General features: G+C 31.1%; 26 protein-coding genes and 3 tRNA genes. 16 read left to right on the plus strand and 13 right to left on the minus strand.

What is annotated here, in order from left to right; all coding sequences use genetic code 11:
- Positions 1-6: 6 nt before the first annotated feature.
- From B3578_RS01095 to B3578_RS01110, 4 genes are all read left to right on the plus strand, one after another.
- Entirely contained in the window at positions 7-438 is a 432-nt protein-coding gene (locus B3578_RS01095) for an acyl-CoA thioesterase (RefSeq protein ID WP_052217929.1), read from the plus strand.
- 93 nt (positions 439-531) lie between these two features.
- Complete coding sequence (locus B3578_RS01100) at positions 532-1,017, plus strand: SixA phosphatase family protein (protein ID WP_038336593.1); 486 nt, start codon at positions 532-534, stop codon at positions 1,015-1,017.
- On the plus strand, positions 1,014-3,080 hold the full coding sequence (gene ppk1 / locus B3578_RS01105; protein WP_291046442.1) for a polyphosphate kinase 1: 2,067 nt from the start codon (positions 1,014-1,016) through the stop codon (positions 3,078-3,080). The genes B3578_RS01100 and ppk1 overlap by 4 nt, the downstream gene beginning before the upstream one ends.
- Entirely contained in the window at positions 3,070-3,957 is an 888-nt protein-coding gene (locus B3578_RS01110; protein WP_219034770.1) for a Ppx/GppA phosphatase family protein, read from the plus strand. Before ppk1 ends, B3578_RS01110 begins: the two co-directional genes overlap by 11 nt.
- Before the next feature lie 95 nt (positions 3,958-4,052).
- Here B3578_RS01110 and B3578_RS01115 read toward each other — a convergent pair.
- From B3578_RS01115 to B3578_RS01130, 4 genes are all read right to left on the minus strand, one after another.
- A tRNA-Ser gene (locus tag B3578_RS01115) sits at positions 4,053-4,137 on the minus strand.
- Between the two features lie 131 nt (positions 4,138-4,268).
- Positions 4,269-4,676: a hypothetical protein gene (locus B3578_RS01120; protein WP_219034769.1), complete on the minus strand. Its 408-nt coding sequence runs from the start codon at positions 4,674-4,676 to the stop codon at positions 4,269-4,271.
- A gap of 85 nt (positions 4,677-4,761) precedes the next feature.
- Complete coding sequence (locus tag B3578_RS01125; protein ID WP_219034768.1) at positions 4,762-5,493, minus strand: YebC/PmpR family DNA-binding transcriptional regulator; 732 nt, start codon at positions 5,491-5,493, stop codon at positions 4,762-4,764.
- A 95-nt stretch (positions 5,494-5,588) separates the two neighbouring features.
- Complete coding sequence (locus tag B3578_RS01130; protein ID WP_219034767.1) at positions 5,589-7,697, minus strand: M3 family metallopeptidase; 2,109 nt, start codon at positions 7,695-7,697, stop codon at positions 5,589-5,591.
- Positions 7,698-7,922: 225 nt separating this feature from the next.
- On the opposite strand from B3578_RS01130, the gene B3578_RS01135 reads away from it, so the two are divergent.
- Genes B3578_RS01135 through B3578_RS01145 form a run of 3 tightly spaced genes read left to right on the plus strand, consistent with a single transcriptional unit; the run spans position 7,923 to position 10,842 of the window.
- Positions 7,923-8,567 carry an NUDIX hydrolase gene (locus B3578_RS01135; RefSeq protein WP_115001319.1) on the plus strand — a complete coding sequence of 215 codons (645 nt, stop codon included), beginning with the start codon at positions 7,923-7,925 and terminating at the stop codon, positions 8,565-8,567.
- A gap of 19 nt (positions 8,568-8,586) precedes the next feature.
- A complete protein-coding gene (locus B3578_RS01140; protein WP_038334575.1) occupies positions 8,587-9,471 on the plus strand; it encodes a lysophospholipid acyltransferase family protein in 885 nt (294 codons plus the stop codon).
- 18 nt (positions 9,472-9,489) lie between these two features.
- On the plus strand, positions 9,490-10,842 hold the full coding sequence (locus tag B3578_RS01145) for a UDP-N-acetylmuramate--L-alanine ligase (RefSeq protein ID WP_291046456.1): 1,353 nt from the start codon (positions 9,490-9,492) through the stop codon (positions 10,840-10,842).
- A gap of 392 nt (positions 10,843-11,234) precedes the next feature.
- Here B3578_RS01145 and B3578_RS01150 read toward each other — a convergent pair whose 3' ends face one another.
- The 3 genes from B3578_RS01150 to B3578_RS01160 form a co-directional block, all read right to left on the minus strand.
- Positions 11,235-12,059, minus strand: a complete 825-nt coding sequence (locus B3578_RS01150) for a helix-turn-helix domain-containing protein (RefSeq protein WP_291046460.1) — start codon at positions 12,057-12,059, stop codon at positions 11,235-11,237.
- Between the two features lie 21 nt (positions 12,060-12,080).
- Positions 12,081-12,407 carry a DMT family transporter gene (locus B3578_RS01155; protein WP_038334569.1) on the minus strand — a complete coding sequence of 109 codons (327 nt, stop codon included), beginning with the start codon at positions 12,405-12,407 and terminating at the stop codon, positions 12,081-12,083.
- Between the two features lie 74 nt (positions 12,408-12,481).
- A complete protein-coding gene (locus B3578_RS01160; protein ID WP_291046464.1) occupies positions 12,482-13,135 on the minus strand; it encodes a hypothetical protein in 654 nt (217 codons plus the stop codon).
- A 218-nt stretch (positions 13,136-13,353) separates the two neighbouring features.
- Here B3578_RS01160 and B3578_RS01165 point away from each other — a divergent pair, with 218 nt between their 5' ends.
- Positions 13,354-14,112 carry a 5'-methylthioadenosine/adenosylhomocysteine nucleosidase gene (locus tag B3578_RS01165; RefSeq protein ID WP_219034761.1) on the plus strand — a complete coding sequence of 253 codons (759 nt, stop codon included), beginning with the start codon at positions 13,354-13,356 and terminating at the stop codon, positions 14,110-14,112.
- 168 nt (positions 14,113-14,280) lie between these two features.
- Here B3578_RS01165 and B3578_RS01170 read toward each other — a convergent pair.
- Both B3578_RS01170 and B3578_RS01175 read right to left on the minus strand, forming a co-directional pair.
- Positions 14,281-14,354: transfer RNA gene (locus B3578_RS01170), tRNA-Thr, on the minus strand.
- A gap of 41 nt (positions 14,355-14,395) precedes the next feature.
- Positions 14,396-14,472, minus strand: a tRNA-Thr gene (locus B3578_RS01175).
- 277 nt (positions 14,473-14,749) lie between these two features.
- Here B3578_RS01175 and B3578_RS01180 point away from each other — a divergent pair.
- The 3 genes from B3578_RS01180 to B3578_RS01190 all read left to right on the plus strand — a co-directional run bounded on the left by B3578_RS01180 (position 14,750) and on the right by B3578_RS01190 (position 18,007).
- On the plus strand, positions 14,750-16,396 hold the full coding sequence (locus B3578_RS01180; RefSeq protein WP_219034760.1) for a Na/Pi cotransporter family protein: 1,647 nt from the start codon (positions 14,750-14,752) through the stop codon (positions 16,394-16,396).
- Between the two features lie 29 nt (positions 16,397-16,425).
- Complete coding sequence (locus tag B3578_RS01185) at positions 16,426-16,815, plus strand: hypothetical protein (RefSeq protein WP_115001331.1); 390 nt, start codon at positions 16,426-16,428, stop codon at positions 16,813-16,815.
- 208 nt (positions 16,816-17,023) lie between these two features.
- A complete protein-coding gene (locus tag B3578_RS01190; protein WP_286495957.1) occupies positions 17,024-18,007 on the plus strand; it encodes an acyl transferase in 984 nt (327 codons plus the stop codon).
- Between the two features lie 42 nt (positions 18,008-18,049).
- Here the strand turns inward: B3578_RS01190 and B3578_RS01195 are convergent, their stop codons facing one another.
- The 3 genes from B3578_RS01195 to B3578_RS01205 form a co-directional block, all read right to left on the minus strand.
- A complete protein-coding gene (locus tag B3578_RS01195; protein WP_219034758.1) occupies positions 18,050-19,156 on the minus strand; it encodes a hypothetical protein in 1,107 nt (368 codons plus the stop codon).
- Between the two features lie 6 nt (positions 19,157-19,162).
- A complete protein-coding gene (locus tag B3578_RS01200) occupies positions 19,163-19,918 on the minus strand; it encodes a DUF3857 domain-containing protein (protein ID WP_125348827.1) in 756 nt (251 codons plus the stop codon).
- 70 nt (positions 19,919-19,988) lie between these two features.
- Positions 19,989-20,879 carry a TIGR01777 family oxidoreductase gene (locus B3578_RS01205; protein WP_221856027.1) on the minus strand — a complete coding sequence of 297 codons (891 nt, stop codon included), beginning with the start codon at positions 20,877-20,879 and terminating at the stop codon, positions 19,989-19,991.
- Positions 20,880-20,924: 45 nt separating this feature from the next.
- Here B3578_RS01205 and B3578_RS01210 point away from each other — a divergent pair, with 45 nt between their 5' ends.
- A complete protein-coding gene (locus B3578_RS01210; protein WP_286495960.1) occupies positions 20,925-21,800 on the plus strand; it encodes an ion transporter in 876 nt (291 codons plus the stop codon).
- On the opposite strand, the gene B3578_RS01215 is transcribed toward B3578_RS01210, so the two are convergent.
- Positions 21,797-22,768 (minus strand): YihY/virulence factor BrkB family protein, encoded by a 972-nt coding sequence (locus B3578_RS01215; protein WP_219034754.1) that lies wholly within the window; start codon positions 22,766-22,768, stop codon positions 21,797-21,799. The two genes, B3578_RS01210 and B3578_RS01215, sit on opposite strands and share 4 nt — an antisense overlap.
- A 26-nt stretch (positions 22,769-22,794) precedes the next feature.
- Here B3578_RS01215 and rlmH point away from each other — a divergent pair, with 26 nt between their 5' ends.
- From rlmH to B3578_RS01235, 4 genes are read left to right on the plus strand one after another with little or no spacing between them, the layout of a single operon-like run.
- Entirely contained in the window at positions 22,795-23,268 is a 474-nt protein-coding gene (gene rlmH / locus B3578_RS01220) for a 23S rRNA (pseudouridine(1915)-N(3))-methyltransferase RlmH (RefSeq protein ID WP_115001348.1), read from the plus strand.
- Positions 23,261-24,094 (plus strand): CPBP family intramembrane glutamic endopeptidase, encoded by an 834-nt coding sequence (locus tag B3578_RS01225; protein ID WP_219034753.1) that lies wholly within the window; start codon positions 23,261-23,263, stop codon positions 24,092-24,094. Before rlmH ends, B3578_RS01225 begins: the two co-directional genes overlap by 8 nt.
- On the plus strand, positions 24,095-24,676 hold the full coding sequence (gene rdgB, locus B3578_RS01230) for an RdgB/HAM1 family non-canonical purine NTP pyrophosphatase (RefSeq protein WP_219034752.1): 582 nt from the start codon (positions 24,095-24,097) through the stop codon (positions 24,674-24,676).
- Positions 24,673-25,593, plus strand: a complete 921-nt coding sequence (locus B3578_RS01235) for a ribonuclease Z (RefSeq protein ID WP_219034751.1) — start codon at positions 24,673-24,675, stop codon at positions 25,591-25,593. Before rdgB ends, B3578_RS01235 begins: the two co-directional genes overlap by 4 nt.
- The last annotated feature ends 245 nt before the right edge of the window (positions 25,594-25,838 follow it).

Consider the following 25,838-nt stretch of genomic DNA (forward strand, 5'->3'; position numbering starts at 1 on the left):
TTAAAAATGAGTATAGAAAACTTTAAATTCTTTAAACCTTTAGAACCACGTTGGAGCGATTTTGATCCAATTGGTCATGTAAATAATGTATTTTATTTCGAGTATTTCCAGATCGGTAGAGCCTATTATATGATGGCTTCGAGCAAAAAATGGCAATGGACGCGACACATGTTTGTCATTGCACATATGGAAGCGAGTTACCAAAAAGAATTACGTCCAAATGCGATAGAACCTCGTATTGGTGTACGAGTTACAAAATTAGGAAATAAGAGTTTCGATTTTGAATATATTGTCACAAGTAAAAGCGAAAATGGTGAAGATGTTATTCATTGTATCGGAAAAAGTACACAAGTAATGTACGATATGGAAGAGAAAAAATCGATGGAATTGCCAGATTGGGTAAAAAATGATTTTAAGAATTACGAAGGTAATCTTTAGAAAATAATCCTAAAAAAAATACAACAGTAGTTAAGTCTTTTCATTAGATAATGATTAGATTTAACTACTTTTTCTTTTTAAACTCGTTGCGTTATGAAAAATTTGTTTTTAATGCGTCATGCAAAAAGTAAATGGAACGAAAATGTTTCAGATCAATTTCGTTCTATCACAGAGATTGGTGAATTCAAAACGAAGAAAGTAGCAAATTATATTCATCAAAATTTTGAATTGAAATTTGATCAAATATTTTCGAGCAAAGCAGTTCGAGCAAAAGAAACTTCTCTACTTGTCAAACCTATTTTATTTCCTAATCAAACCATTCATATCGAAGATGATTTGTATACTTTTTCGCATTATTTATTAGACAAATGGATTAGAAATTTGGATAATGAATTGCAAAATGTTCTTATTTTTGGACATAATCCTGCGTTTACAGATATTACCAATCAGTTAGGAAATGAAATGATTTACAATCTTTCGACTTCTGGATTTGTCTGGATACAGTTTGATTCTGATAATTGGAAATCGATTCAAAAAGGAAAAACTATAAAAATAATTTTACCTAAAGAAATTAAATGAAAAAATATATAAACCGCGAAATCAGTTGGCTTTCTTTCAATGCGCGCGTGTTGCAAGAGGCTTCTGACGAAACAGTTCCGTTGTTAGAACGAATTCGTTTTTTAGGAATTTATTCGAACAATTTAGATGAATTTTATTCGGTTCGATATTCTACAATTTTGCGCTCGATACAGTTCAAAGATGTAGAAATTGTTTATCAAAATATTGTACCAGATCAAACGGACGAAGAATTGATCGATGAAATCAATGAAATTGTGCGTCAGCAGCGAGTCCAGTACGATGATTTGCATAATCAATTATTCAAAGAATTAGAGAATCACAATATTTTTGTGATAGATGATACATCGATTCCTGAGAATTATTTAGAATTTATTTCCGAATATTTTTACAACGAATTTATTCATACGGTTGGAGTTTTTATTTTAGATGATATTAAAAAAGCACCGCCTTTACGCGATGGATCGTTCTATTTAGCGGTGAAAATGCAATTAAAAGACAAAGTTCAATATGCACTTTTGATTGTTCCAACGCATTTATTTTCGCGTTTTATTGTGCTTCCAAAGTATGATCAAAATACGTATGTCATGTATTTGGAAGACATTATTCGTTTTCATTTGAAAGATATTTTCAAAATGTTTGATTTCGAAACAATTGAAGCACATTCCATCAAAATTACACGAGATAGCGAACTTGATTTTGATAACGATTTAGAACATAGTTTATTAGAAAAAGTCATCAATAGTTTAGAAAATCGTAAAAAAGGTGTTCCTGTCCGATTAGTTTATGATGATGAAATTGCACCAGATACGTTGAAATTTTTCTTGAAAAAATTACGATTAGATGAATATGATAGTATCAATCCGGGAGGAAAATATCACAACAAACGAGATTTGATGAGCTTTCCAAGCTTTGACATTCCAAATTTAACGTACGAAAAAATAAAACCAATTATTCAGAAAAAACCTTTTGAATATAACAGTTATTTTCAGGCTTTTACGGAAAATGAGGAAATGATGATGGCGCCTTATCACGATTATTCTTTGTTGTTAAAATTTCTTCGAGAAGCTGCAATTGATCCTAAAGTAACCAAAATAAAAATTACAATTTATCGTGTTGCAAAGGATTCGCAAGTGATGCATTCGTTGATAAACGCAGCGATGAATGGAAAAGAAGTAACAGCTGTTTTGGAACTTCGTGCGCGATTTGATGAATCGAATAATGCGATGTGGTCGAAAAAATTGCAAGAAGCTGGTGTGAATGTTATTTTTGGGGTTCCGGGGTTGAAAGTACATTCGAAAATTGGTTATATCGAACGTAAACCAGAAGGAATGTTGGCGCAGAAATATGTGTTTATTAGCACAGGAAATTTTCATGCAGGAACAGCAAAAATTTATACAGATTATACGTATTTCACAACCAATCCGGGAATAACAAAGGATGTTGAACAGATTTTTAAATTTTTCGGAGCTAATTATTTGAACTTAACGTACAATCATTTATTGGTTTCACCTTATGGAACACGTAAAAAAATTGTCAAGATGATTAAACGAGAAATCAAAAATCATCAAGCTGGTTTACCTGCGGAGATCAACATGAAATTAAACAGTTTAAGCGATAAACAAATCATTGATTTATTGTATAAAGCTTCTCAAAAAGGAGTAAAAGTCCGTTTGGTTGTGCGTGGAATTAATTGTTTGATTCCTGGAGTTAAAAATCTTTCCGAAAATATTGAATGTGTCAGCGTTATTGATAAATTTTTGGAACATCCGCGTGTGTATTGGTTTAAAAATGCAGGCGATGACAAAGTTTATATTTCCTCTGCAGATATGATGGAACGTAATTTGGATAATCGTGTGGAAGTAGCGTGTCCGATTTACGATCATAAATTCAAAAAAATAGTTATGGATACGTTTAATTTGAGTTTTGAAGATAACGTAAAAGGTCGCCAAATAACGGCTGAATCTTCTTTAGAATACAAACGAAACAATAAAAAACCAAACCGCTCTCAGTTTACGACCTACGAATATTTTAAAAAATTAAACGAACAAGAAAATGAAGATTAGAAAATTAGGAGCAATAGATATTGGATCTAACGCCATGCGATTGTTGATTAATTATGTTTACGAAGAAGAAGGTCGTGCGCCAATTTTTAATAAAACCAGTATTGTGAGAATGCCTATTCGTTTGGGACACGATGTTTTTATTGATGGACAAATTTCCGAAACAAATATAGATCGTATCTGCGATGCTATGTTGTCTTATGCATTGATGATGAAGGTTTATGATATTGAAATCTATAAAGCTTATGCAACTTCTGCCATGCGCGAAGCCAAAAATGGAAAAGATGTTGTAAAAAAGGTGATTAAAAAATCTGGAATTAACATCGAGATTATAGATGGAAAAACCGAAGCTGAATTACTTTTTAATACAGAATTAGGTGATTTTATACAAGACGAAAAAATCTATTTGTATGTAGATGTTGGTGGTGGTAGTACCGAATTAACATTATTAAAAGATAATAAGGTTTTTACGTCAAAATCTTTTGAAGTAGGAACTGTACGTTTGTTGGAAAATAAAGTTTCACCAAATACTTTTAACGAAATGAAACAATGGATTCACGAAAACATTGGTGATGATGAAGTCGAATTAATTGGTTCTGGTGGAAATATTAACCATGTATACAAATATTCAGGCGTAAAACTGGGAATGCCTTTGAGTAGTGTTTATGTCAAAAAACATTATCAAATTTTACAAACGATGACTGCTGAAGAACGTATGCAGAATTTCAATATGAAACCCGACCGTGCTGATGTAGTGGTTTATGCATTAGAAATTTATAGTAATGTACTAAAATGGTCGCATGCAAAGAAAATTCATGTTCCGAAAATTGGACTTTCGGACGGAATTATTCGAAAAGTATATAAAGATTTAGAAAAATAAATACTTCTATTATAAGGTCAGATTAATCTGGCCTTTTATTTTGATTAAAATTTTATAAAACAAAAAAAAGCTTGAACAAATGTTCAAGCTTTCAGCGGAGAGTGAGGGATTCGAACCCCCGGAGGTGTGACCCTCAACAGTTTTCAAGACTGCCGCATTCGACCACTCTGCCAACTCTCCAATAACGCAGTCTACTGCGGTATTGCGAGTGCAAATATAGAACGCTTTTTCGAATTTGCAAACCTTAATTTAAAGTTTTTTTAATACAAAAACATAGTTTATTCAGTATCAAATAAATATTTTAAAAAAAATTATACAATAACGACCAAAGCTATCTGAATAAGAAAACCAAGCGTAAAAAACAAAGCGGCAAACTTCAATAAAGTAAAACGAAAAGTTTCATTCAAGATTAATTTATTGACCAATGGTTTCGAGATTTTTTCGTCCAAAAGCTTTTCTACTTTTTTATAGAAAATCAATAATAAAATTATAATCATTATAACAACGACAAATACAAAAAAAGAACTCATCGAATGATAAAACATCACTCCCATCGCCATTCCTAATACAGCTAATATTAATTGTGGCAACTGATTAATTGCTTTCCGAATCATTTCTTCGGTTTTACTTAACCAATCAGCTCCAAGAATTTCTGGCGCAGCCATCCAAAATGCAAGAAATTGCAATATCAAACCAAGTAAAGTAAAAATTTTTATCATTCTCAAAAATTCAATTATAGTTAAAGATAAAAAAAACCGTTTAAAATAAATTAAACGGTTTTCATATTATTCTTTTCAAAAAAGATTATTCTTCCTCTTCTTCGTCTTCTTTCATCGTATGATAAACGTTATTTACGTCCTCATCTTCATCAAATTTCTCTAACAATTTTTCGATGTCAGCTTTTTGTTCTTCTGTTAATTCTTTTGTTGTTTGTGGAATTCTTTCAAATTCTGATGAAATAATTTCATATCCACTTTCTTCCAAAGATTTGAAGATTGTTCCGTAATTCTCAAAAGGTGCAATTAATACAATTCCATCTTCATCCTCAAAAATCTCCTCTACTCCAAAGTCAATCATTTCAAATTCTAATTCCTCTAAATCTAGATTTTCAGGTTTTTGAATCTTGAAATTACAGATATGATCAAACATAAATTCAACAGAACCTTGCGTTCCTAATTGTCCATTACATTTACTGAAATAAGAACGAACGTTAGCTACTGTACGATTGTTGTTATTTGTAGAAGTTTCAACTAAAACGGCAATTCCGTGAGGTCCATAACCTTCAAAAATAACTTCCTTATAGTTTTCTGTATTTTTATCAGATGCTTTTTTGATTGCGCGTTCGATATTATCTTTAGGCATATTTACAGCCTTCGCATTCTGAATTACCGCGCGAAGATGAGAATTTGAATGCGGATCAGGTCCTCCTGCTTTTACTGCCATTACGATATCCTTCCCAATTTTAGTAAACGCTTTAGACATTGCTGCCCAACGTTTTAATTTACGTCCTTTTCTAAATTCAAATGCTCTTCCCATTTATACTTGTTTTAATAGTTGCAAATTTATTCATAAAACGAAAAAAATCCAAGAACTATGTCTTGGATTTTTAAGTTGTTAATATTTTAGAATAATTATTTCAATCCGTGGTATTTCAACATTGGTTCAATTGAAGGATTTTTACCTCTAAAATTTTTGTAAATCACATTCAAATCATCCGAATTCCCTTGAGAAAATACTTTATCTCTCAAAATTTGACCATTTTTACGTGACATTCCTCCATTTTCTATTGTCCATTCGTAGGCATCATGGTCTAACATTTCTGCCCAGATATATGCAAAATATCCCGCTGCATATCCTCCACCAAAAATATGGCTAAAATAAGAAGAACGGTAACGAGGCGGAACTTGTGGTAAATTTGTTTTATTATCAATTAAGGCTTGTTTCTCAAAATCGTCTACGCTTGTGATTGTTTTATCGACAGAAACAGTGTGCCAAGATAAATCTAAAGCCGCAGCAGAAAGTAATTCTGTTAACGTATAACCTTTGTTAAAGTTAGATGCTTTTTTCATTTTTTCTACCAACACATCAGGAATCGCAGCTCCTGTTTGATAATGCTTTGCATAATTTTTTAGGATAGATGGCTCCGTTACATAATGCTCGTGAAATTGAGATGGAAACTCTACAAAATCTCTTGAAACATTTGTTCCAGATAAAGTTGGATATTTTTGATTCGCAAAGAAACCGTGCAATGCATGTCCAAATTCGTGGAAAGTTGTTACCACATCATCATACGAAATCAATGCAGGTTGACCATTTGCAGGTTTTGTGTAGTTTCCGACATTATAAATAACAGGTTTTGTGCCAAATAAGTGCGATTGCTCCACGATATTACTCATCCAAGCTCCCCCTTGTTTAGAATCTCTTTTGAAATAATCTGTATAAAATAATCCCAATTGCGAACCATCTTCATTAAACAATTCGTACACTTTTACATCTTCATGCCAAGTTGGTATATCTGTACGTTTTTTGAATGAAATTCCGTACAATTCTTTCGCCATAAAGAAAATTCCATTCTCTACAACTGAATCTAAAACGAAATAAGGTTTCATTTCATTTTCGTCGATATCATATTTCTCTTTACGAACTTTCTCCGCATAATAGTTCCAATCCGCAGCTGTTAATGTATTTGCTGGATTTTCTTTCTTCGCTAAGGCTTCAAATTCTTTTGCATCTTTTTGTGCCATTGCAGTTGCTGCCGGAATCATTTGATTTAAAATTCCTTTTGCTGCTGTAGGATTTTGCGCCATTTGATCTTGCAAATTCCATTCTGCATAATTTGCAAAACCTAATAATTTAGCTTTCTCCGCACGTTTTTTAACCAAAGTTAAAATTGTATAACGTGTATCATTTTCGTCTTTTTTCTCTGTTCTAATCCAAGCTGCATCAAATAATTTTTTTCTTGAAACTGCATTGGTCATATTTTGTAATTCAGGTTGTTGCGTTGTATTCAATAAACTGATTAAATATGTACCATCAGCTTGTTTGAAAGCCTCTAAATCAGCATCACTCAAACCAGCTAATTCTTCTTTCGTAAAAGTAACGCCACCAGATTTTGTTCCTTTTAATAATTGATTGGAGAATTTAGTTTCTAAAGAAGCGATTTCTCCATTCAATTTTTTCAATTCATCTTTTTGTGCAGCAGATAAATTTGCGCCAGCCAATTCAAATCGTTGATAATATACATCTAACAAACGAGATGACTCTTTATCTAAATTCAATGATTTTTTATTGTCATGTAAAGTTTTTACACGTTGAAATAATTTATCATTCAAATAAATGGCATCGCTATGAGCCGCAAATTTAGGCGACATTTCCTCCTCAACTGCTTGCAACGTTTCGTTTGTATTTGCTCCAGTCAATAATCCAAAAACATGATTAACTCGTGTTAATAATTGACCCGATTTTTCCATCTCAACTAATGTATTTTCGAAAGTTGGTGCTTCAGAATTATTCGCAATTTTATTGATTTCGACTAATTGTTCAGTCATTCCTTGCAACAAAGCAGGTTTGAAATCTTCGTTTTTAATTTTCGAAAAATCAGCAGTTTGATAAGGCAAAGTGCTCACTTCAAAAAAAGGATTTTTATCGTTCCACATACTATTTGTTGACTTTTCGCTACAAGAAGTGGTTAGGATTGACGATCCAACCATCATTCCGTAAAAAAGTTTTTTATTAAACATTTTTATAATTTTTAGACCTAACGAAGTTAAAACTTATAATGTTAAATTTCAAAAATATTCAATTTTTCATTCAAACAATGGGAAATATTTAAGCTAAATCTTAAAAGTTAAATAATTAATAAACCTTACCGAAAAGGTTGAATTTTCTTCAACGAAAATAATTATCTTTGAAAAAGAGTGAGGAAAAATTTCACTCTTTTTTATTACCCTAAAAATCAATCCATTTTGTATTTAGATTTAGAAGAATTAAAATATTTATTAGCTGAAAGTGTTGAAGAATTGCCAAGTTGGGAATCACACCAAAAGCTTTCACCTCCATATCGTCAAAAATTTGATTTAGAATATGTAAAACGTACCAATCCTAGAAGTGCGTCTGTGATGATTTTATTGTATCAAAACGAAGATGGAGAAGTTGAATTCCCAGTAACCATGCGTGTTTCTTACGAAGGAGCGCATTCGCATCAGTTTTCTTTGCCAGGTGGACAATTTGAAGAACAAGATATTAGTTTTGACGAAACTGCTATTCGCGAAACTATGGAAGAACTTGGTGTAGAGTACGAAAACATTGAGATTGTAAGACAATTGAGCGAAATGTATATTCCGCCAAGTAATTTCTTGGTTTATCCTTACATCGGAATTTATCATGGAGAACCACATTTCAATCCAGATGAGCGCGAAGTACAATACGTTGTTCCATTAAATTTGGAAGCTTTTTTGAATGCTGATTACGAAGTTTTTGAGAGAGAATTTTCTGGTCAAGTTGTCGAAATTCCTGGTTATAACATTGGTGATGATGAATTTCTTTGGGGCGCAACGGCAATGATTTTAGAAGAATTTAAAGATTATCTAAAAATCGTATTAAATTTGTAACTTAAACAATTAAGAACTCGTGTCTCAAAAAGCAAAGAAAAAGAACGCATTTCGCGATTCATTTGGACATTTATATTTCCTAAAAAGGACGTTAATTTTCTTATTAGGATCATTTACTTATAACCGTTACAATGGTTTTAATAAATTAAAAGTTAGCGGTACAAAAAACTTGGTTCATTTGCCAGCTCAAAATGTATTATTCGTTTCGAATCATCAAACTTATTTTGCTGATGTTTTCGCGATGTATCATGTATTTTGTAGTGTAAAAAATGGTTTTATTGATACCATCAAAAATCCAATTTATTTACTTAATCCTAAGATTGACTTTTATTACGTTGCCGCTGAAGAAACAATGAAAGATAATCTTTTGACGAAATTATTCGCCTACACAGGAGCGGTTACCGTAAAAAGAACGTGGCGTGCAAAAGGAGAAAATGTAAATAGAAAAGTAGATTTAAGCGAAATTAACAATATTGATATTGCGTTGCAAAGTGGTTGGGTAGTAACATTTCCGCAAGGGACTACAACTGCGTTTGCACCTGGTCGTCGTGGAACTGCACATTTAATCAAGAAAAATAAACCAATTGTAATTCCAGTTGTAATTGATGGTTTTCGTAGAGCTTTTGATAAAAAAGGTTTGCGTATTAAAAAACGTGGAATTAATGCGACAATGACATTCAAAGAGCCTTTGGAAATCGATTATGAAAATGATTCGAGTGATGCAATCATGAAAAAAATTATGAATGCAATTGAGCAAGCACCAGAATTTAATAAAGTTCGACCAATGGACGAAATTCTTGCTGAAAATAGTGAAAAATCATTGGATGATTATTTGAATGAAGACGACGAAGAGTTTGATGATTTCGAAGAAATGGGCTACGACGAAGAAAATAAAAAAGACTAAAAGAATACAACATACAAAATGAAAAAAGTTCATTTTATTGCAATTGGTGGAAGTGCAATGCACAATTTGGCGATTGCTTTGCACGAAAAAGGATATCAAGTAACAGGTTCTGACGACGCAATTTTCGAACCTTCGAAAACACGTTTGGACCAACGTAGAATTTTACCAGAAGAAATGGGTTGGTTTCCAGAAAAAATTACAACAGATTTAGATGCTGTGATTTTGGGAATGCATGCTCACGCTGATAATCCTGAAATGTTACGTGCTCAAGAATTAGGTTTAAAAATCTATTCATATCCAGAATATTTGTACGAACAATCAAAAGATAAAACGCGTGTTGTAATTGGTGGTTCGCATGGAAAAACGACAATTACATCAATGATTCTTCACGTTTTGCATTATCATAATATCGATGTTGATTATATGGTTGGTGCGCAATTGGATGGTTTTGATGTGATGGTAAAATTGACAGAAGACAACGAATTTATGATTATGGAAGGTGATGAATATTTATCATCTGCCTTAGATCGTCGTTCAAAATTCTTGTTGTATCAACCAAATATTGCGTTGATTTCAGGTATTGCTTGGGATCATATCAATGTTTTTCCAACGTTTGCAGATTACACTTCTCAATTCTCAAAATTCGTAGAATCTATCGTGAATGGAGGTGCTTTAATTTACAACGAAACAGACGAAGAAGTTGTTAAAGTGGTAGAAGAAACGGAGAAAGCAATCAAGAAATTCCCTTATCATTTACCAGAACATTTTATCGAAAATGGAATCACTTTTATCGAAACAGAAGATGGACCAATTCCGTTAGAAGTCTTTGGTAATCATAACTTGATGAATTTAGAAGGTGCTCGTGCAATTTGTAAACAATTAGGTGTAATGGATGATGATTTCAACGAAGCAATTCAATCATTCAAAGGAGCATCTAAACGTTTGGAATTAATTAATCGTACTTCTGATTTTGTTGCGTATAAAGATTTTGCCCATGCGCCAAGTAAAGTAACTTCAGTTACGAATGCAGTAAAAGAACAATATACAGATAAAACAGTTGTAGGATGTTTAGAAATCCACACCTATTCGTCTTTGAATCCTGAGTTTTTGGTGCAATACAAAGGTGCTTTAGACAAAACTGATATCAAAATTGTAATGTATAGCCCAGAAGCATTAGAAATAAAACGTATGGAAATGATTTCTGCAGAAGATATCAAAAAAGCCTTTGGAGATGATTCTATTTTGGTATTTACAAATGGTGAACAATTGCAAGATTATATCGAAAGTTTAGATAAAAAAGATAAAGTATTTTTGATGATGAGTTCAGGAAACTTCGGTGGAGTAAACTTGAATGAATTATTTAAAGCATAAAAAAATCACCTTTCAATAAAAGGTGATTTTCCACTTAAATATCTATAAAATATAGAAAAAGAGAACTTAATTTTTTAGGTTCTCTTTTTGTTTTTTGTCAAATGGTCAAAATAATCATTTTAGGTTTTTGGATTACTTCTTTTCAAATATCAGTAAACTTAGAACTATTTTAAACTTTTTCGGAACTATTAATTTTAAAAACATTATTTTAGAAAAAACAGAGGTGATATAAACTTTTAGTAATACTCTACTCACTTTTGTTAGCTTTCGCCATCAAAAAACACCTCTGTTTTACTATAAAATTATAGTGACCCTTTTGATAGTAACAAAGATGATAAAAATCGAGATAAAAAAAAGTTTGAAAAGTAGCCTAAAGATGTCCAAAACGGAAGTTATTGTAAACTTTTTCTAAATTGAGTTGGACTAATTTTTAGATGTTTTTTGAAAAAATTTCCGAATGAATATTGGTCAGAAAAGTTTAACTCATTCGAAATTTCAGAGATTGTTTTAGTTGTTTCACTCAACAATACTTTCGATTCACGAATCACAACAGAACTGATTAATTCTTTTGTCGTTCTACCTGTTATTGATTTGCAACATTCAGTTAAATATCGTACTGTAATATTCAATTTATCTGCATAATATTTTGCATCTCTGTTTTCTGTATAACTCTTATTTAAATCATTCAAAAAACGCTTTACAATATCATCTTTTCGCGTTCCTTTTCTTACAATAATTGTTTGTTGTTTCGAAAGTTCGCTAAACGTTGTGTAAACAATCGCATAAAATAAATTGAACTGTAAATAGCGTACGAATTTGGTCAATTTCTCTTGCAAACGCAACTTTAATTGCAATAAAAGTTCGATTAAAGCAGAAAATTCTATTTCATTGAAATGATAATTATTGATTCTACCTTCACCAAAAAATTGGTTGTATTCATAACCACTCAAATCGATAATCGATGTATCTAAAATCTTTTTGGTTAAAACTAAACTCAACAATTCTAAATCAGATGATTTTGAAATTATTTGGTAAGATTTATTAGGTTCTGGGAAGAAAACATCGTGTTGTTTTAGTTTAATTTCTTGGTCATTTTGAGAAATAATTAAATAACCATGCTGAATAAAAATCGTCTTAATCAAATCTTTTTTCAAACGTTTATTTTCAACAGTTTGCTGAATAAATTCCTCTTGATCAAAAACATTAAAATTCTCCATAAATCAACACTTTAATTTCAGTTAATTTGACACAAATTTTAACCCAATAATAGAGCAAATTAAAGTCGTTAAGAAGAAAACGCGCCAAAAACTTGCTGGTTCTTTAAAAATAAAAATTCCTACTAAAACTGTTCCGACTGCTCCAATTCCTGTCCAAACTGCATAAGCCGTTCCGATTGGTAATGTTTGCGTTGCTTTTACCAACAAAACCATGCTCACCGTTAAGAAAAATAAAAAACCACCATACCATAAATACGTGTCATTTCCGGTTGCTTCTTTTGCTTTTCCAAGACATGATGCGAAACCGACTTCGCACAATCCTGCAATTAGTAAAATTACCCAATTCATTTTTTACTGATTTATTTATAAAAATTAAGACTACAAAAAATTGTAGCCTTAAAATTAATTATTTATTTTTTGAATTATTTACCGAAACTATCGCTAAATTCTACTTGACCTTTGATGTGTACTTCGCTCCATGTTTTAGAAACGCCATCTGCACCTTTGTGTAATTCTAAACAAGCTTGATTAAGAGCTTCTATTGCTTTTCCTGTGTTAAAATCCATCAAATCAACATCTGTTTCAATTGAAAAAACATTGTTCTCAAACGTTGATTTTACTTCGTATTCTTTAGAAGCATTATTCAACGTTAAATTCAAGAAAGTTTTACCATCTCTGAAATGTAATTGACCTTTGATTTCGCTTGTATTAATCATATTTCCAAACAAAATATCTTTCAATTTTTGATCACGATCAATTTGATCAGAATTTAATGTAGCAACTGTCGCTATAATATTTGCACCTTCTAAAACTTCTTGAGGCGATTTTCCATCTTCTTTTGCGTCTTTCACCAAAACAACATCAAAACGTCCTGAAACAGCCACTTTTTCTGTTGTTTTATAAGCCGTCCACTCAACTCCAGATTTTCTAATTACACCCTCTACAATTTCCGTTGGTTCTTCCACTGTAACAGCAGATTTAGCAGGTTGTTCAACTGGTTTTTCTTCTGTTTTATTCGTACAATTCATCAGCATTACTGATGCACAGCATATAATCGCTATAGATAATTTTTTCATTTCAAACTTTTATGCTACAAAAATACAACAAGCCAAGACTAATTCACAATTGATTTTTAACATATTCTGAAAAAACTCTACTTTTGTAAGATGATAAAAAATCTTCTAAATACATGTTTGATTATCATTTGTTTGCCATTTATCTTAATTTATGAGATTTATTGTTCGGTTTACAAATACAGAAAATAAATTGGTAACTTCGCTTTCAAATTGGAAAGATGAGCGAAAGAATAATAGGAATAATAGGCGCTATACCGCAAGAAATAAACGGTGTAGTCAATTTATTAACAAACAAGCAAGAACATAAAATTGGTCGAAGAAGTTATTTTACTGGAAAATTAAACAATCAAAAAGTTGTGGTCGTTTATTCTCGTGTTGGTAAAGTTGCTGCCTCTGCTACGGTTACAACCTTAATCCTTGAATTTAACGTTTCTGAATTGATTTTTACAGGTGTTGCAGGTGGAATTCATGCTGATGTAAAAATTGGAGATATTGTTCTAGGGCAAAGTTTGATTCAACATGATATGAATGCTCAACCTCTTTTTCCTGCTTACGAAATCCCAATGTTAGGAAAAGCTTATTTTGAGGCTGATTCTTCTCAATTAGAAGTTGCGACAACAGCTATTTTAGAAATTTTAGAAGAGCAACATTTGCATAATGTGATTTCTGAAAAAGATTTGGATAAATTTAATATTCATCAGCCTCAACTACATGTTGGTTTAATTGGATCTGGAGATTTATTTTTCTCGACAAATTCTCAGAAAGAAAAATTACAACAAAACTTACCCGAAATACTTTGTGTCGAAATGGAAGGCGCTGCAGTAGCACAAGTTTGTTACGAATTTGATATTCCTTTTATCATCATAAGAACAATATCAGATGATGCCGACGATCATTCTACATTAGATTTTAATAGTTTTATAGAAAAGATTTCGAATGTATATTCAATAGAAATTATTAAGAACATCATCAAGTAAAAAGTCCTTTAAAAAGGGCTTTTTTTTTGATGCTCACATTAATAAAAAAATCATCAAAAGATTTGATGATTTGCTTTTCCAAATATTTAAAATGGATTGTGGGGAGAGCAGGATTCGNNCGCTTGAGTATCTCCCCGCCTAATAATAAAGTATTCTTCAAAAAAGAAGAGCCGATAGAGGGACTCGAACCCACGACCTGCTGATTACAAATCAGCTGCTCTAGCCAGCTGAGCTACATCGGCGATTTTTTATTTTTGTTTTAAAAGTAAAATATAAACTTTTTTGGAGCCGATAGAGGGACTCGAACCCACGACCTGCTGATTACAAATCAGCTGCTCTAGCCAGCTGAGCTACATCGGCAAAAATATTATTATTTGTATATTTCAAATTGAAAACAGGATATTCATTTCTCGAAAGAAGTATTGTTCCTTTTTCGTGGTGCAATATTAGGGCAGTTTTTCGAATCTCGCAAATGTTTTTTCAAAAAAAAGTAGAAGTTTTTTCTAAAAATTTACTTCAATTTTGAAAATCAGAATTTTAGAATTCAAAAAAAGATTAAACTTTTTTTCAATAAAAGTAAAAAAGATAATATTCTATTTACATTAGAGTCCCTATTTTTGTAGTCAATTAATCATTAATGCATCTTATCATACAAATTTTGCAACTTTTCGGAGCAATTGCTTTGTTCATTTTTGCGATAAAACTATTAAGCGAAAATTTACAAGCGTTATCTGGATCGAATTTTAAACGCACTCTAAACAAATTAACCAAAAACAATTTATCGACAATTGTTACAGGTACTTTTTTTACAACAGCTATACAATCTTCCTCGGCTGCGAGTGTGTTTATATTGGGATTTGTAAATGCTGGATTGATTAATTTGCGAAAAGCATTTGGCTTAATATTAGGCGCAAATATCGGAACTACGCTTACATTGTGGTTGGTCTATTTCGGAATGAAATTCGATTTGGTACAAATTGCATTGCCTCTTATACTGGTGGCTTTTCCATTTTATTTATCGAAAAAACGTAACCAAAGAAAAGTAGGTGGAATTTTATTTTCGCTTTCCTTACTTTTTCTTTCGCTTTATTTCCTGAAAACTTTTTTACCTTCTATCGAAAGTCATCAGAAGTTACAAGAATTCTTTCAGCAATTATCGCATTATGGTTTTTTGACTAATTTGTTATTTATTCTATTTGGAATATTACTAACGGTTTTAGTCCACTTTTCATCAGCATCAATTACGATTGCAATTTTATTAGCGAGCAAAGGTTTACCTATCGAATTAGCTGCAATGATTGTTTTGGGAGCAAATATAGGAACAACTTTTACAGCGCATTTAGTTGCCGCAATTGGAGATAAATACACGAAAGTTGTCGCAGCATTTCATACATTTTTCAATATTGTAATTGCGTTGATTTTTATGTTGATTGCAAATTTTGTTTTAAAATTTATTGGAACAACAATTTCATCAAATATCGCTGTTCAACTGATTACTTTTGATACTATTAGTAATTTCGTCGGGGTCATTTTGTTTACGCCTTTTATCAATAAAATAGCTTTCTATTGTCAGAAAAAATATTTCTCTGTAAAATCAGCAGACAATAAATTAGAATTTTATGCAATTCCATTCGGAACAAATTCTGACCTATATAAAAATGAAGCCAACAAAAAACTTCTGAAACTCGCTTCTACAACGAAACAAACGATTTATACGCTTGGGCGAATGATTACTGAAAGTGATGAAGAAAAGATTTTGGTTTTTCGTGAACGAATTTTGGAACTGGAAAAAGAAGGTGATCAATTGGAGAGAGAAGTCAATGAATTTTTGAATGAAATTGCTGATTTAGATTTACCAAACGAAAATACAATTGCGATTCATCAACTAATTACACTTTGTCATCATCTGGAAAGTGTGGGCGATATTGCGATTAAGATTTCTTCTATTCATCGTCGTCGTAGAATGACAAATAGTTATTTTACACCAAAAATGAGAACGTATTTGGTCGAATTTCAAAATAATTTGGATCAAACAACGCGTATTCTAAATCAAAATTTGAACGAAACACAAGAAGAAGTTTCTATCAAACAAGCGGAGTTTATCGAAAAAACGATTAATACAATTTACAAAGAAGCCGAAGCAAATTTAATGAAGACGATCGAAAAAGAGAAACTTTTGACTACAAGTGCGCTTTTCTACAAAGATCTAATTCAGAATTACGAAATTCTTGGCGATCATCTTTACAAAGCCAATGCAACAATTGTTAAGCTAAAAAATCAGTAGATTTTTGTAAGTTTAAAGAAATTTATTGCATGGCTACTACATTTACAATAAAGCTTGAAGAACAAATTATTGGAACTACAGAATTTGAATTTGCAGATGTTCCGATGGGAGTTGTTTATGGCAAAATAAATTTTATAGATATTGAATCTCCTTATTTATTATTCAAAAATTATTGTTTAGCAAATAACATCCATATAAATTATGATTCTGAAAAAGAAAGATTGATAGACACAGCGATTATTCCAAATCTTAGAATTTATTATAATGATTTTAAAGAAGAATTAAAAAGTTGGGGAAGTTCTATTTCTGGAATTGAAATTTCTGATGACGTATTTGAATTTGAAATTACTTTATATGGTTTAGAATCTGAAACGATGTCAACTTTATTCAAACATCATTTTGATGAATATTTTAAATAATAACTTGTCTTGAATTAAAATTCGTCAATTCGAGTGATTTTTAGAAATATATTTCTAAAAATTGTATCGAGAATTAAGATGAATTTTATCTTCTAAAACCTTATTCTCGACACAAAATTCTAAACGAATTTCACTCGAATTGACGGTTTTATTTATAAAATAATATAATTACTTCGCTCACTTCTACTCTATTTTGTAATTTTGCAAAATGTTTGATTCAAAGCAAATTTTTTCTATTCAATCCGAAGAAGATTTCCAAAACGTTGCATTGGAAGTTTTCCGTTATCAAGCGCAAGAAAATGAGGTGTACAAAAACTTCTTAAATTTCTTGAACGTTGATTATTCTACTGTAAAACACACCAACGAAATTCCTTTTTTACCGATTCAGTTTTTTAAGAAATTTAAATTGATTTCGGGAAATCGTGAAGTGGAAAAGGTTTTTACAAGTTCGGGAACAACTGGAATGGCGACAAGTAAACATTTGGTAACGGATTTGGCATTGTATCATTACAGTTTAGAAAAATGTTTCGAACAATTTTATGGTCCACTTCCCGATTATACTATTTTCGCGCTTTTGCCTTCGTATTTGGAGCGTACAGGTTCGTCTTTGATTGATATGGTGGAGTATTGGATTGAGAAATCTGGTAGCGATAAAAGTGGTTTCTATTTGTATAATCACGATGAATTGTACGAAAATCTTATTGCGCACGAAAAAACGGGCAAGAAAGCAATTTTGATTGGTGTTTCATTTGCTTTATTAGATTTTGTCGAAAATTATAAAATGAATTTGCAGCACACAATTGTGATGGAAACTGGCGGAATGAAAGGTCGCAAGAAAGAAATTACGCGCGAAGAATTGCATTCAATTTTGAAAAATGGTTTCGGAACAAATGAAATTCATTCGGAATATGGAATGACGGAATTGCTTTCGCAAGGTTATTCTCGAGGAGATTTGACGTTTAAATCGCCAAATTGGATGCGAATTTTGATCAGAGAAACCGAAGATCCTTTCCAATATGTTGAAGAGGGAAAAACAGGTGGCGTGAATGTGATTGATTTGGCAAATTACAATTCGATTAGTTTTATTGCAACTGATGATTTAGGTAAAAAAATAACTCACAATCAATTTGAAATCTTAGGACGTTTCGATCATTCGGATGTGCGAGGTTGTAATTTGATGGTGATTGAATAATAAATAAAATCCCGCACTGAAAAATTCAGTGCGGGATTTTATTTATTTCTTTTTCATTAAAACTTCTTTCAGAGATTCTGTTTTTATTTTCTCAAAAAATTGTTTCAATTCATTGTATTTATCCGCTTCATAAACACCTTCTGGCAATAAAAATTGAATTGCTAGTATCAATTGTCCATCTTTCACTTTTGCTTCCTGATAATACTCTAAACCAAGCTCAGTTTTGTGATGTGCTTTGTATTTTTCATCAATTATCACTTCGTAACCATCTGGAATTTTAGATTTCACCTGAATATTAAACAAATAAGGATAATTAAATTCTATTTTGCGCTGACGATTTTTATCTTCAAAAGTATATTGTTTTAGAAATTCGCGCAAAGGATTTATAAATGTATAAAATGGAGCATTCGGAATTACAGCTTTTGCTTTATAATTTTTAACGTAAGAATCAGTATCAAAAACCGTTTTATCATTAATTTCTTCGTCTAAACGCACATCTAAAGATTCAGTCAAATATCTATTCAAAACATTTTCTTCGTCTGCAGCATCATCATAAAAATAATCATTGAATTTGTCTTTACGATAAAGAATTAAATTTCCATTACTCATAAAATCATACTTTAATGATGATTCGTAATAAGACAATTTTTGATTCAACTTTACAAACGAAGCTTCACCTTTTTTGATGACAATTCCATGATAATTAAACACATCTAAAGGTCCAAATTCGATTTGTTCTTTATTTAATTTTGAAGCATCTAAGATAATATTTGAAGCACCATTATTTAATTTCACAACTGTTAAAACAGAATTGAATTGATTGACAATTGGATAAGAAAACAAAATTTGTCCATGATGACGACTACTAAACATAACCATCGAAGTTTCGAAACCTTTAGCTGTTAAAATTTCATTCAATAAAAGATTCATATCTGCCGTAGAACCAGACTTTTCTTTCAATAAAGTTTTGTTCGAACGCGTTGGAATAATTCCATAAAATCTATTCCATTTTACATTTGAATCAATATATTCAATCACATTTTTCAAAGTTTCTACCTCATCTTTTCCATTCGGAATATTTTGCGCAACATCTCTGATTGCAGAAGGATTTCGATACAAATCATATTGTGCATTTATATCTTGAATCAAATCTATCTACGCGCTCATCGTAGTTTTCTTTGCTCCATCTGTATGATAATTAGCTGCCTGAATTTTAATTCGTTCACTTTGATCTTCAGGATTATAAACGTATTTTAATTGATTATAACTTTGGATATTATGTAATAACCATTCCGTTGAACTAGATTTACCTTTATACTTTGTATTCAAACCATCACCAATTGTAATAATCGAATATGTACCATAAGCCTGATTATTTAATCGAAACTTGCTCGAAAGCGTTGGTATATCATGTTGAAAATTCCACGCATCAATAGAAAAATTGTGTTCGCTACTTTTGATATAAGTATATTCGATAATAGAACCAACTTTTACATTTGGAAAAGTAAAACGTTTTGCAGCATACAATTCATTTAAAGAAACATCAAAAATCTCTTTTTCATCAATCGGAGTCATTTGCTCTACTCCATTTACAATATTAATTGTACCTCCCTTAATTCCGCTTATAGATTCATTTCTATTCTTGCTGTAATAATTCAGTTGTATATTTGCTTCATCAAGTCCTTTATCAGTCAGTATTTTGATTCTTCGTTTTACAGTCAAATAATAATTAGACGAAGTTAAATCCATTTTTCCTTCTTCCGAAAGAATAACAGCATCTGCATTTTTCTCGAAAGGAACTTGAGTTAAGTTAATTTCTTGCTCCGAAATTTTTCCGAATTTTAAATCTTTCGATTGCGCATTTGTATATAATGCAATAAATAAAAAGAGTAAAGTAATTTTTAATTTCATTTCAATTTGTAATTCCTGCAAAAGTACAATACACAACAATACATAAAGAATAATCTAAATAAAATTTTCGTTACTTTTCTATCAATTCTTCTAACGCTTTTTCTAAAGTAGGATATTGAAATTTGAAACCTGTTTCTTGAATTTTAGTTGCGTCAATTCTAGATCCATTTAGGACTAAACTACTCATCTCACCTAATGCTAATTTCATAACAAAAGCAGGAATATTAGGAATAAAAAAAGGTTTATTCATTTTTCTCGCTAGCGTATGATTGAATTCCGAATGATTTATATATTGCGGTGAAGATGCGTTATAACTTCCTTTTATTTTATCATTATCTACAGCTTCCGCATACATTTGTATCAAATCTGTAATATGTATCCAAGGCATCCATTGTTTTCCGTTACCTAGATTTGCTCCTACACCAAGTTGAATAGGTTTTTTTAATAATTTGAAACCTTCGCCGTTTTTAGACAAAACAAAAGAAGTTCTAAGACAAACCACTCTTGCACCTATTTTTTCGAACTGATAAGCAGCATTTTCCCATGCGACACAAACTTTACCTAAAAAATCAATATTCGGTTCATCAGATTCTTTGAAAATTTTGTTCGAAGTAATTTGTCCATAATAAGCAGTTCCAGACGCGGAGATAAAAAATTTCAAATCAATATTCAATTTTTTGACATACTCAAAAAGTAAATTCGCTGTATCAACTCTACTCGAAAAAATTTCTTTTTTGTAAGAATTTGTCCATCTTTTCGCAATTAAGCTTCCAGCCAAATGAATAATTCCATCCAAATTTTCAAAAACTTTTTCATCAATTGTATCTTTCTCCCAATGATAAAAAGGATGTTCAATCTCTTTTTCTCTTGTCAAAATACGAACTTGATGTCCATTTTTAATTAAAATCTTTGTTAATTCTGAACCAATTAATCCACTTCCACCAGTCAATAGAATATTCATACTAAAATTTTTTCCTAATTTAGCTCATTCCAAAAATATAAACTAATGTTTAAAGGTAGATTTCCTTATCTAAAAAGAATGGGAGCTGATGAAGAAAAGAAGCTAAAACAAAAAATATTCGATATAGTTTTTGAAGCTGATACACCTTATGGAAAACTTTTTGACATCTCTTTATTACTTTTAATTTTATTGAGTGTTGGCTTAGTTATGTTGGAGTCTATTCCGGCAATTAACGCAAGACACCATACAGTTTTAGTATCTTTAGAATGGATTTTAACCTTTTTGTTTACTATAGAATATTTATTAAGAATCTATTGCGTTAAAAATCGTTGGCGATATATTTTTAGTTTTTATGGAGTTATTGATTTATTGTCTATTTTACCATTTTATCTTGGTTTAGTTTTACCTACAAGTAAGTACCTAGCAAGTATTCGTATTTTAAGATTACTACGTATTTTCAGAATTTTTAACCTTACTCGATTTACTCGTGGGAAAAATGTGTTGGTGTTAGGACTGAAAGAAAGTAAAGATAAAATCATCGTTTTCTTATCATTTGTAGTATTAATTGTTGTTGTAATTGGCTCGATTATGTATATGGTTGAACACGATCATCCCGAATCTGGTTTCACAAGTATACCAATTAGTATTTATTGGGCAATTGTTACTTTAACAACAGTAGGTTATGGTGATATTTCACCTGTCACTGGTTTAGGACAATTCTTAGCTTCTGTTGTAATGATTATAGGTTATGGTGTAATTGCTGTTCCCACAAGTATTGTAACTATGGAAATGAATAAAGCGGCTAAACATAAGGAAGATATTCCTACAAACACGCAAAGATGTCGCAATTGTGGCGATGATTACCACCTAGATGGTGCTATTTATTGCAAAACCTGCGGGCATCTTTTAAATGAACCTTAAAATTTATCCAAATTAATGAATCGATTATTGTCAATATGATTAACGTATTCGTAATTTTTGGTGTAATTAATTGACATATTCAATTCATAACCAACTAACATCAAAATAACATTGATGTAAACAAAAATCATCATAATCATCACTAATCCAAGCGATCCATAAAACAAATCAATATTTGTAAAATAACTTAAATACGAATTAAAACCAATCACAGTTAACAAGAACAAAACAGAAGTTAACAATGCCCCTGGAATAACTGTACTACGCGATTTTTTGTGATTTGGTCCGAAATAATACAACATACACATCGAAACAAAATAAAAAATAAATACCGAAAAATAGTTGATTAAATACGAAAATTGTCCAAGTTTACTTAAAAATGAAACGTTGGTTAAGTATTTCCAAATAATTGATGTCGAATAAGATAAAAACACTTGTAACACAATAAAAACTGTAAAAAACAAGGTTAAAATTATCGAAATCATTCTCGATTTTGAGTTTTTTCGCTTTACATAAACATCTTGATACGAAACATTAAATCCATTTATAATCCCTTGTATTCCGTTGGATGACATAAAAATTGTAATCAAAATCAAGAAATAATTCACTTTACGTTTTCCTTGTACAGCCGTCGTTTTATCAATATACGAAATCACTTCATTGCTCACATGTTTAGGTAAAAGTTGAGGAAGAAGTTGTGTAAATAGCAAGTTTTTTATTTCTTGGTAATAAACCAAATGCGGTAAAATACTAAACAAAAAAAGCAAAAATGGAAACATACTAAAAAATAAAATCCACGAAACTGCCGCCGAACGCAACGGAAAATTACCTTTCATGACGCGAATCCAAAAAACTTTCAAGAAATCATATACCGTGATGCCCGTATTTTTGTTCATCAATTTTGTTTTCGACCAATCTCGAAAATAATTTATTCCTGTATATGTTTTAAAATCTTGTAGAATGCGCATATTTTTGTCTCAATAAATAATTTTGAATGAATATTACGACCATTTGTATCGGTAAAACAGACGAAAAAGCCATCGAAATGCTATTACAAAAGTATGAAAATCGATTGCCTTCGCACATTAATTATCAAAGAATTGAAATTCCTGACATCAAAAATCGTAAAAATTTGTCCGAAATTCAACAAAAACAAAAAGAAGCTGAGCAAATTTTGAATAAAATCATCAATACAGATTTTGTTATTATTTTGGATGAAAAAGGAAAACAACCTACTTCGAAGCAATTTGCAGATGATATTCAGAATTACATGAATCAATCTGTCAAAAATCTTGTCTTTGTGATTGGTGGTCCTTATGGTTTTGACGAATCTGTTTACAATCGTGGAAATAAAAAAATGTCTTTATCCAATATGACATTTACGCATCAAATGGTTCGTCTATTTTTGACTGAGCAAATTTACCGAGGATTTAGTATATTGCAGGGTAAACCTTATCATCATGAATAACACCTCTCCATTTGAAGAATTTGTTCCTAAGCAAGAAAATAAACTAAGTTTTGGTATTGGAAAAGCTCTTTTGTATAGCGCAATTGCAGTGATTATAATGCAGTTTGCTGGCGGACTTGTTTCTGCTCCAGCACTTTTTTACAAACCGCTTAATCACTTACTTTTACCGTTAGGATTTTTAACAGGAACGGTTTGCGCAATTGTTATTTTATTGATGTTGACACAAACTAAATTTGCATCAATTTTAAAAGATATCAAACATTCTTTTACTCCAATTCAGCTCATATTATCAATAGCTTGTTGGTTATTTCTTTTGCCTTTAGCCGAGGTTGCAACAAGTTTAATTCCAACAACTGGACCTTTAGAAGAAATCTATAAAATCTTTCAAGCTTCTTTTGAAATGATGTTAGATTACAAAATCGCTGGATTTATTATGATTTGTATTTTGGCTCCAATTTTCGAAGAAATTATTTTCAGAGGAATAATCTTGAAAGGAATGCTAAATTTCAATGTAAATCCTACAACTGCAATCTTAATCAATGGATTTATTTTTGGATGTGCACATATGAATCCTTGGCAATTTATAGGCGCTGGACTTTTAGGAATCATTTTTGGAATAGTTTATTATCGCACAAAATCGTTGTTTTTACCTATGTTATTACATTTCCTAAACAACACTCTTTCGTACTCGTTAATGCTAATGCAGGGCGATATGGAAGGCGAAGTTTTTGCGCAAAGAGATTATTTATTAATTGGAGGAATGACACTTATCGGAATTTTATCTGTCTATTTATTAATCAAAAAAACAGAACAAAAAACAATATAAATGGAATTAATTTTTGCCACACATAACAACAATAAAGTAAAAGAAGTTACAAAAATGTTACCTTCTTACCTATCGATGAAATCATTGACTGATATTAATTTCTTTGATGAAATTGAAGAAACTGGTACAACTTTCGAAGAAAATGCGCAATTAAAAGCGAAAACTATTTTCGATAAAACTGGGAAAAATATCTTTGCAGATGATTCTGGATTAGTGATAGAAGCGTTAAATGGAGCACCTGGTGTATATTCTGCTCGATATGCTGGCACAGGAAAAGACGAAGATAATATTGCAAAAGCGTTGAAAGAATTGGAAGGAAAAACAAATCGAAAAGCGTATTTTATTTCTATTTTCTGTTTAATTTTGGATGGAAAGGAATATTTTTTCGAAGGACGAGTGAATGGAACTATTGCAACTGAAATTATGGGTGACAATGGTTTTGGCTACGATCCGATTTTTATTCCTGATGGTTTTTCAAAATCTTTTGCACAAATGTCTCCTGAAGAAAAAAATGCAATTAGCCACCGAGGAAAAGCTGTCGAAAAATTAAACGATTTTTTAACTAATCTAAACGTAAATTGAGTTTACAACTAACAATATTAGGATTTAATTCAGCATTACCAACAGCTTTTACGCATCCGACCGCTCAATTATTAAACATCGCAGAACGCTATTTTTTGATTGATTGCGGAGAAGGAACACAAGTACAATTGCGAAAAGCGAAGGCAAAATTCAACCGAATAAATCACATTTTTATATCGCATTTGCACGGCGATCATGTTTTTGGATTGATTGGATTAATTTCTACACTTCAATTGCTTGGTCGCGATATGCCTTTGCATATCCATGGTCCGAAAGGAATTGAGGAATTTATTACAACACAATTACGTTTAACAGAATCTAATAACTCATTCGAGATTATTTTCAACGAATTGCATACAAAAGAATCTGTTTTAGTTTTTGAAGATGATAAAGTTGAAGTTTATTCTATTCCGCTAAATCACCGAGTTTATACAAATGGTTATCTTTTTCGAGAAAAGCCAAAACCTCGAAAATTGAATATGGATACGATCGAGGAATTTCCAGAAATTGAAATCTGCGATTATCAAAATTTGAAAAATGGAAAAGATTTTACGTTAGAATCTGGAAAAATAATTCCGAATGATTATTTAACATTTGATGCTCAAAAGTCCTTGAGTTACGCGTTTTGTTCGGACACAAAATATAAACCAGATATTGTTCCAATTATAAAAGATGTCGATTTGTTATATCACGAATCAACATTTTTACACGAATTGAAAGATTTAGCGGTTTACACAGGGCATACAACTGCAAAAGAAGCTGGAATGATTGCGAAACAAGCCAATGTAAAGAAATTAATTTTAGGTCATTTTTCTAATCGTTATCACGATTATAAACCTTTGTTAATCGAAGCCCAAGAAGAATTTACGAATACCGTTTTACCAGAATTGTTGAAAACAATAAAAATAGAAAGTTAGTAATCAAAATATAAAAAAATCCGTTCGATAGTCGAACGGATTTTAGTTTTACAAATGTTTCTCAATCCTATGGATTTTGAACTAAAACTCCTTTAGAAACAATAATTTGTTGTTCAGGAATATATTCAATTACTTCATTTGCTGTAGCAAGAATAGTGTATAATGGATTACTTCCTGATAAATGTGTACCAGGGTAGCGTCTATCCATTGTCAACCCATTTCTATATGTGGGTACGTCATATCCT

It is taken from the genome of Empedobacter sp. UBA1574 (genome assembly GCF_002322895.1).
GTDB classification, from domain to species: domain Bacteria; phylum Bacteroidota; class Bacteroidia; order Flavobacteriales; family Weeksellaceae; genus Empedobacter; species Empedobacter falsenii_B.

Bases quoted from the DNA above. Each gene is read 5' to 3' on its own strand.
- B3578_RS01190 (WP_286495957.1), top strand. From the start codon at position 17,024: ATGTTTGATTCAAAGCAAATTTTTTCTATTCAATCCGAAGAAGATTTC.
- ppk1 (WP_291046442.1), top strand. From the start codon at position 1,014: ATGAAAAAATATATAAACCGCGAAATCAGTTGGCTTTCTTTCAATGCG.
- B3578_RS01110 (WP_219034770.1), top strand. From the start codon at position 3,070: ATGAAGATTAGAAAATTAGGAGCAATAGATATTGGATCTAACGCCATG.
- B3578_RS01165 (WP_219034761.1), top strand. From the start codon at position 13,354: ATGAGCGAAAGAATAATAGGAATAATAGGCGCTATACCGCAAGAAATA.
- B3578_RS01180 (WP_219034760.1), top strand. From the start codon at position 14,750: ATGCATCTTATCATACAAATTTTGCAACTTTTCGGAGCAATTGCTTTG.
- B3578_RS01130 (WP_219034767.1), bottom strand. From the start codon at position 7,697: ATGTTTAATAAAAAACTTTTTTACGGAATGATGGTTGGATCGTCAATC.
- B3578_RS01100 (WP_038336593.1), top strand. From the start codon at position 532: ATGAAAAATTTGTTTTTAATGCGTCATGCAAAAAGTAAATGGAACGAA.
- B3578_RS01160 (WP_291046464.1), bottom strand. From the start codon at position 13,135: ATGAAAAAATTATCTATAGCGATTATATGCTGTGCATCAGTAATGCTG.
- rdgB (WP_219034752.1), top strand. From the start codon at position 24,095: ATGGAATTAATTTTTGCCACACATAACAACAATAAAGTAAAAGAAGTT.
- B3578_RS01200 (WP_125348827.1), bottom strand. From the start codon at position 19,918: ATGAAATTAAAAATTACTTTACTCTTTTTATTTATTGCATTATATACA.
- B3578_RS01225 (WP_219034753.1), top strand. From the start codon at position 23,261: ATGAATAACACCTCTCCATTTGAAGAATTTGTTCCTAAGCAAGAAAAT.
- B3578_RS01185 (WP_115001331.1), top strand. From the start codon at position 16,426: ATGGCTACTACATTTACAATAAAGCTTGAAGAACAAATTATTGGAACT.
- B3578_RS01095 (WP_052217929.1), top strand. From the start codon at position 7: ATGAGTATAGAAAACTTTAAATTCTTTAAACCTTTAGAACCACGTTGG.
- B3578_RS01150 (WP_291046460.1), bottom strand. From the start codon at position 12,059: ATGGAGAATTTTAATGTTTTTGATCAAGAGGAATTTATTCAGCAAACT.
- B3578_RS01145 (WP_291046456.1), top strand. From the start codon at position 9,490: ATGAAAAAAGTTCATTTTATTGCAATTGGTGGAAGTGCAATGCACAAT.
- B3578_RS01155 (WP_038334569.1), bottom strand. From the start codon at position 12,407: ATGAATTGGGTAATTTTACTAATTGCAGGATTGTGCGAAGTCGGTTTC.
- B3578_RS01210 (WP_286495960.1), top strand. From the start codon at position 20,925: ATGTTTAAAGGTAGATTTCCTTATCTAAAAAGAATGGGAGCTGATGAA.
- B3578_RS01125 (WP_219034768.1), bottom strand. From the start codon at position 5,493: ATGGGAAGAGCATTTGAATTTAGAAAAGGACGTAAATTAAAACGTTGG.
- rlmH (WP_115001348.1), top strand. From the start codon at position 22,795: ATGAATATTACGACCATTTGTATCGGTAAAACAGACGAAAAAGCCATC.
- B3578_RS01120 (WP_219034769.1), bottom strand. From the start codon at position 4,676: ATGATAAAAATTTTTACTTTACTTGGTTTGATATTGCAATTTCTTGCA.
- B3578_RS01205 (WP_221856027.1), bottom strand. From the start codon at position 20,879: ATGAATATTCTATTGACTGGTGGAAGTGGATTAATTGGTTCAGAATTA.
- B3578_RS01215 (WP_219034754.1), bottom strand. From the start codon at position 22,768: ATGCGCATTCTACAAGATTTTAAAACATATACAGGAATAAATTATTTT.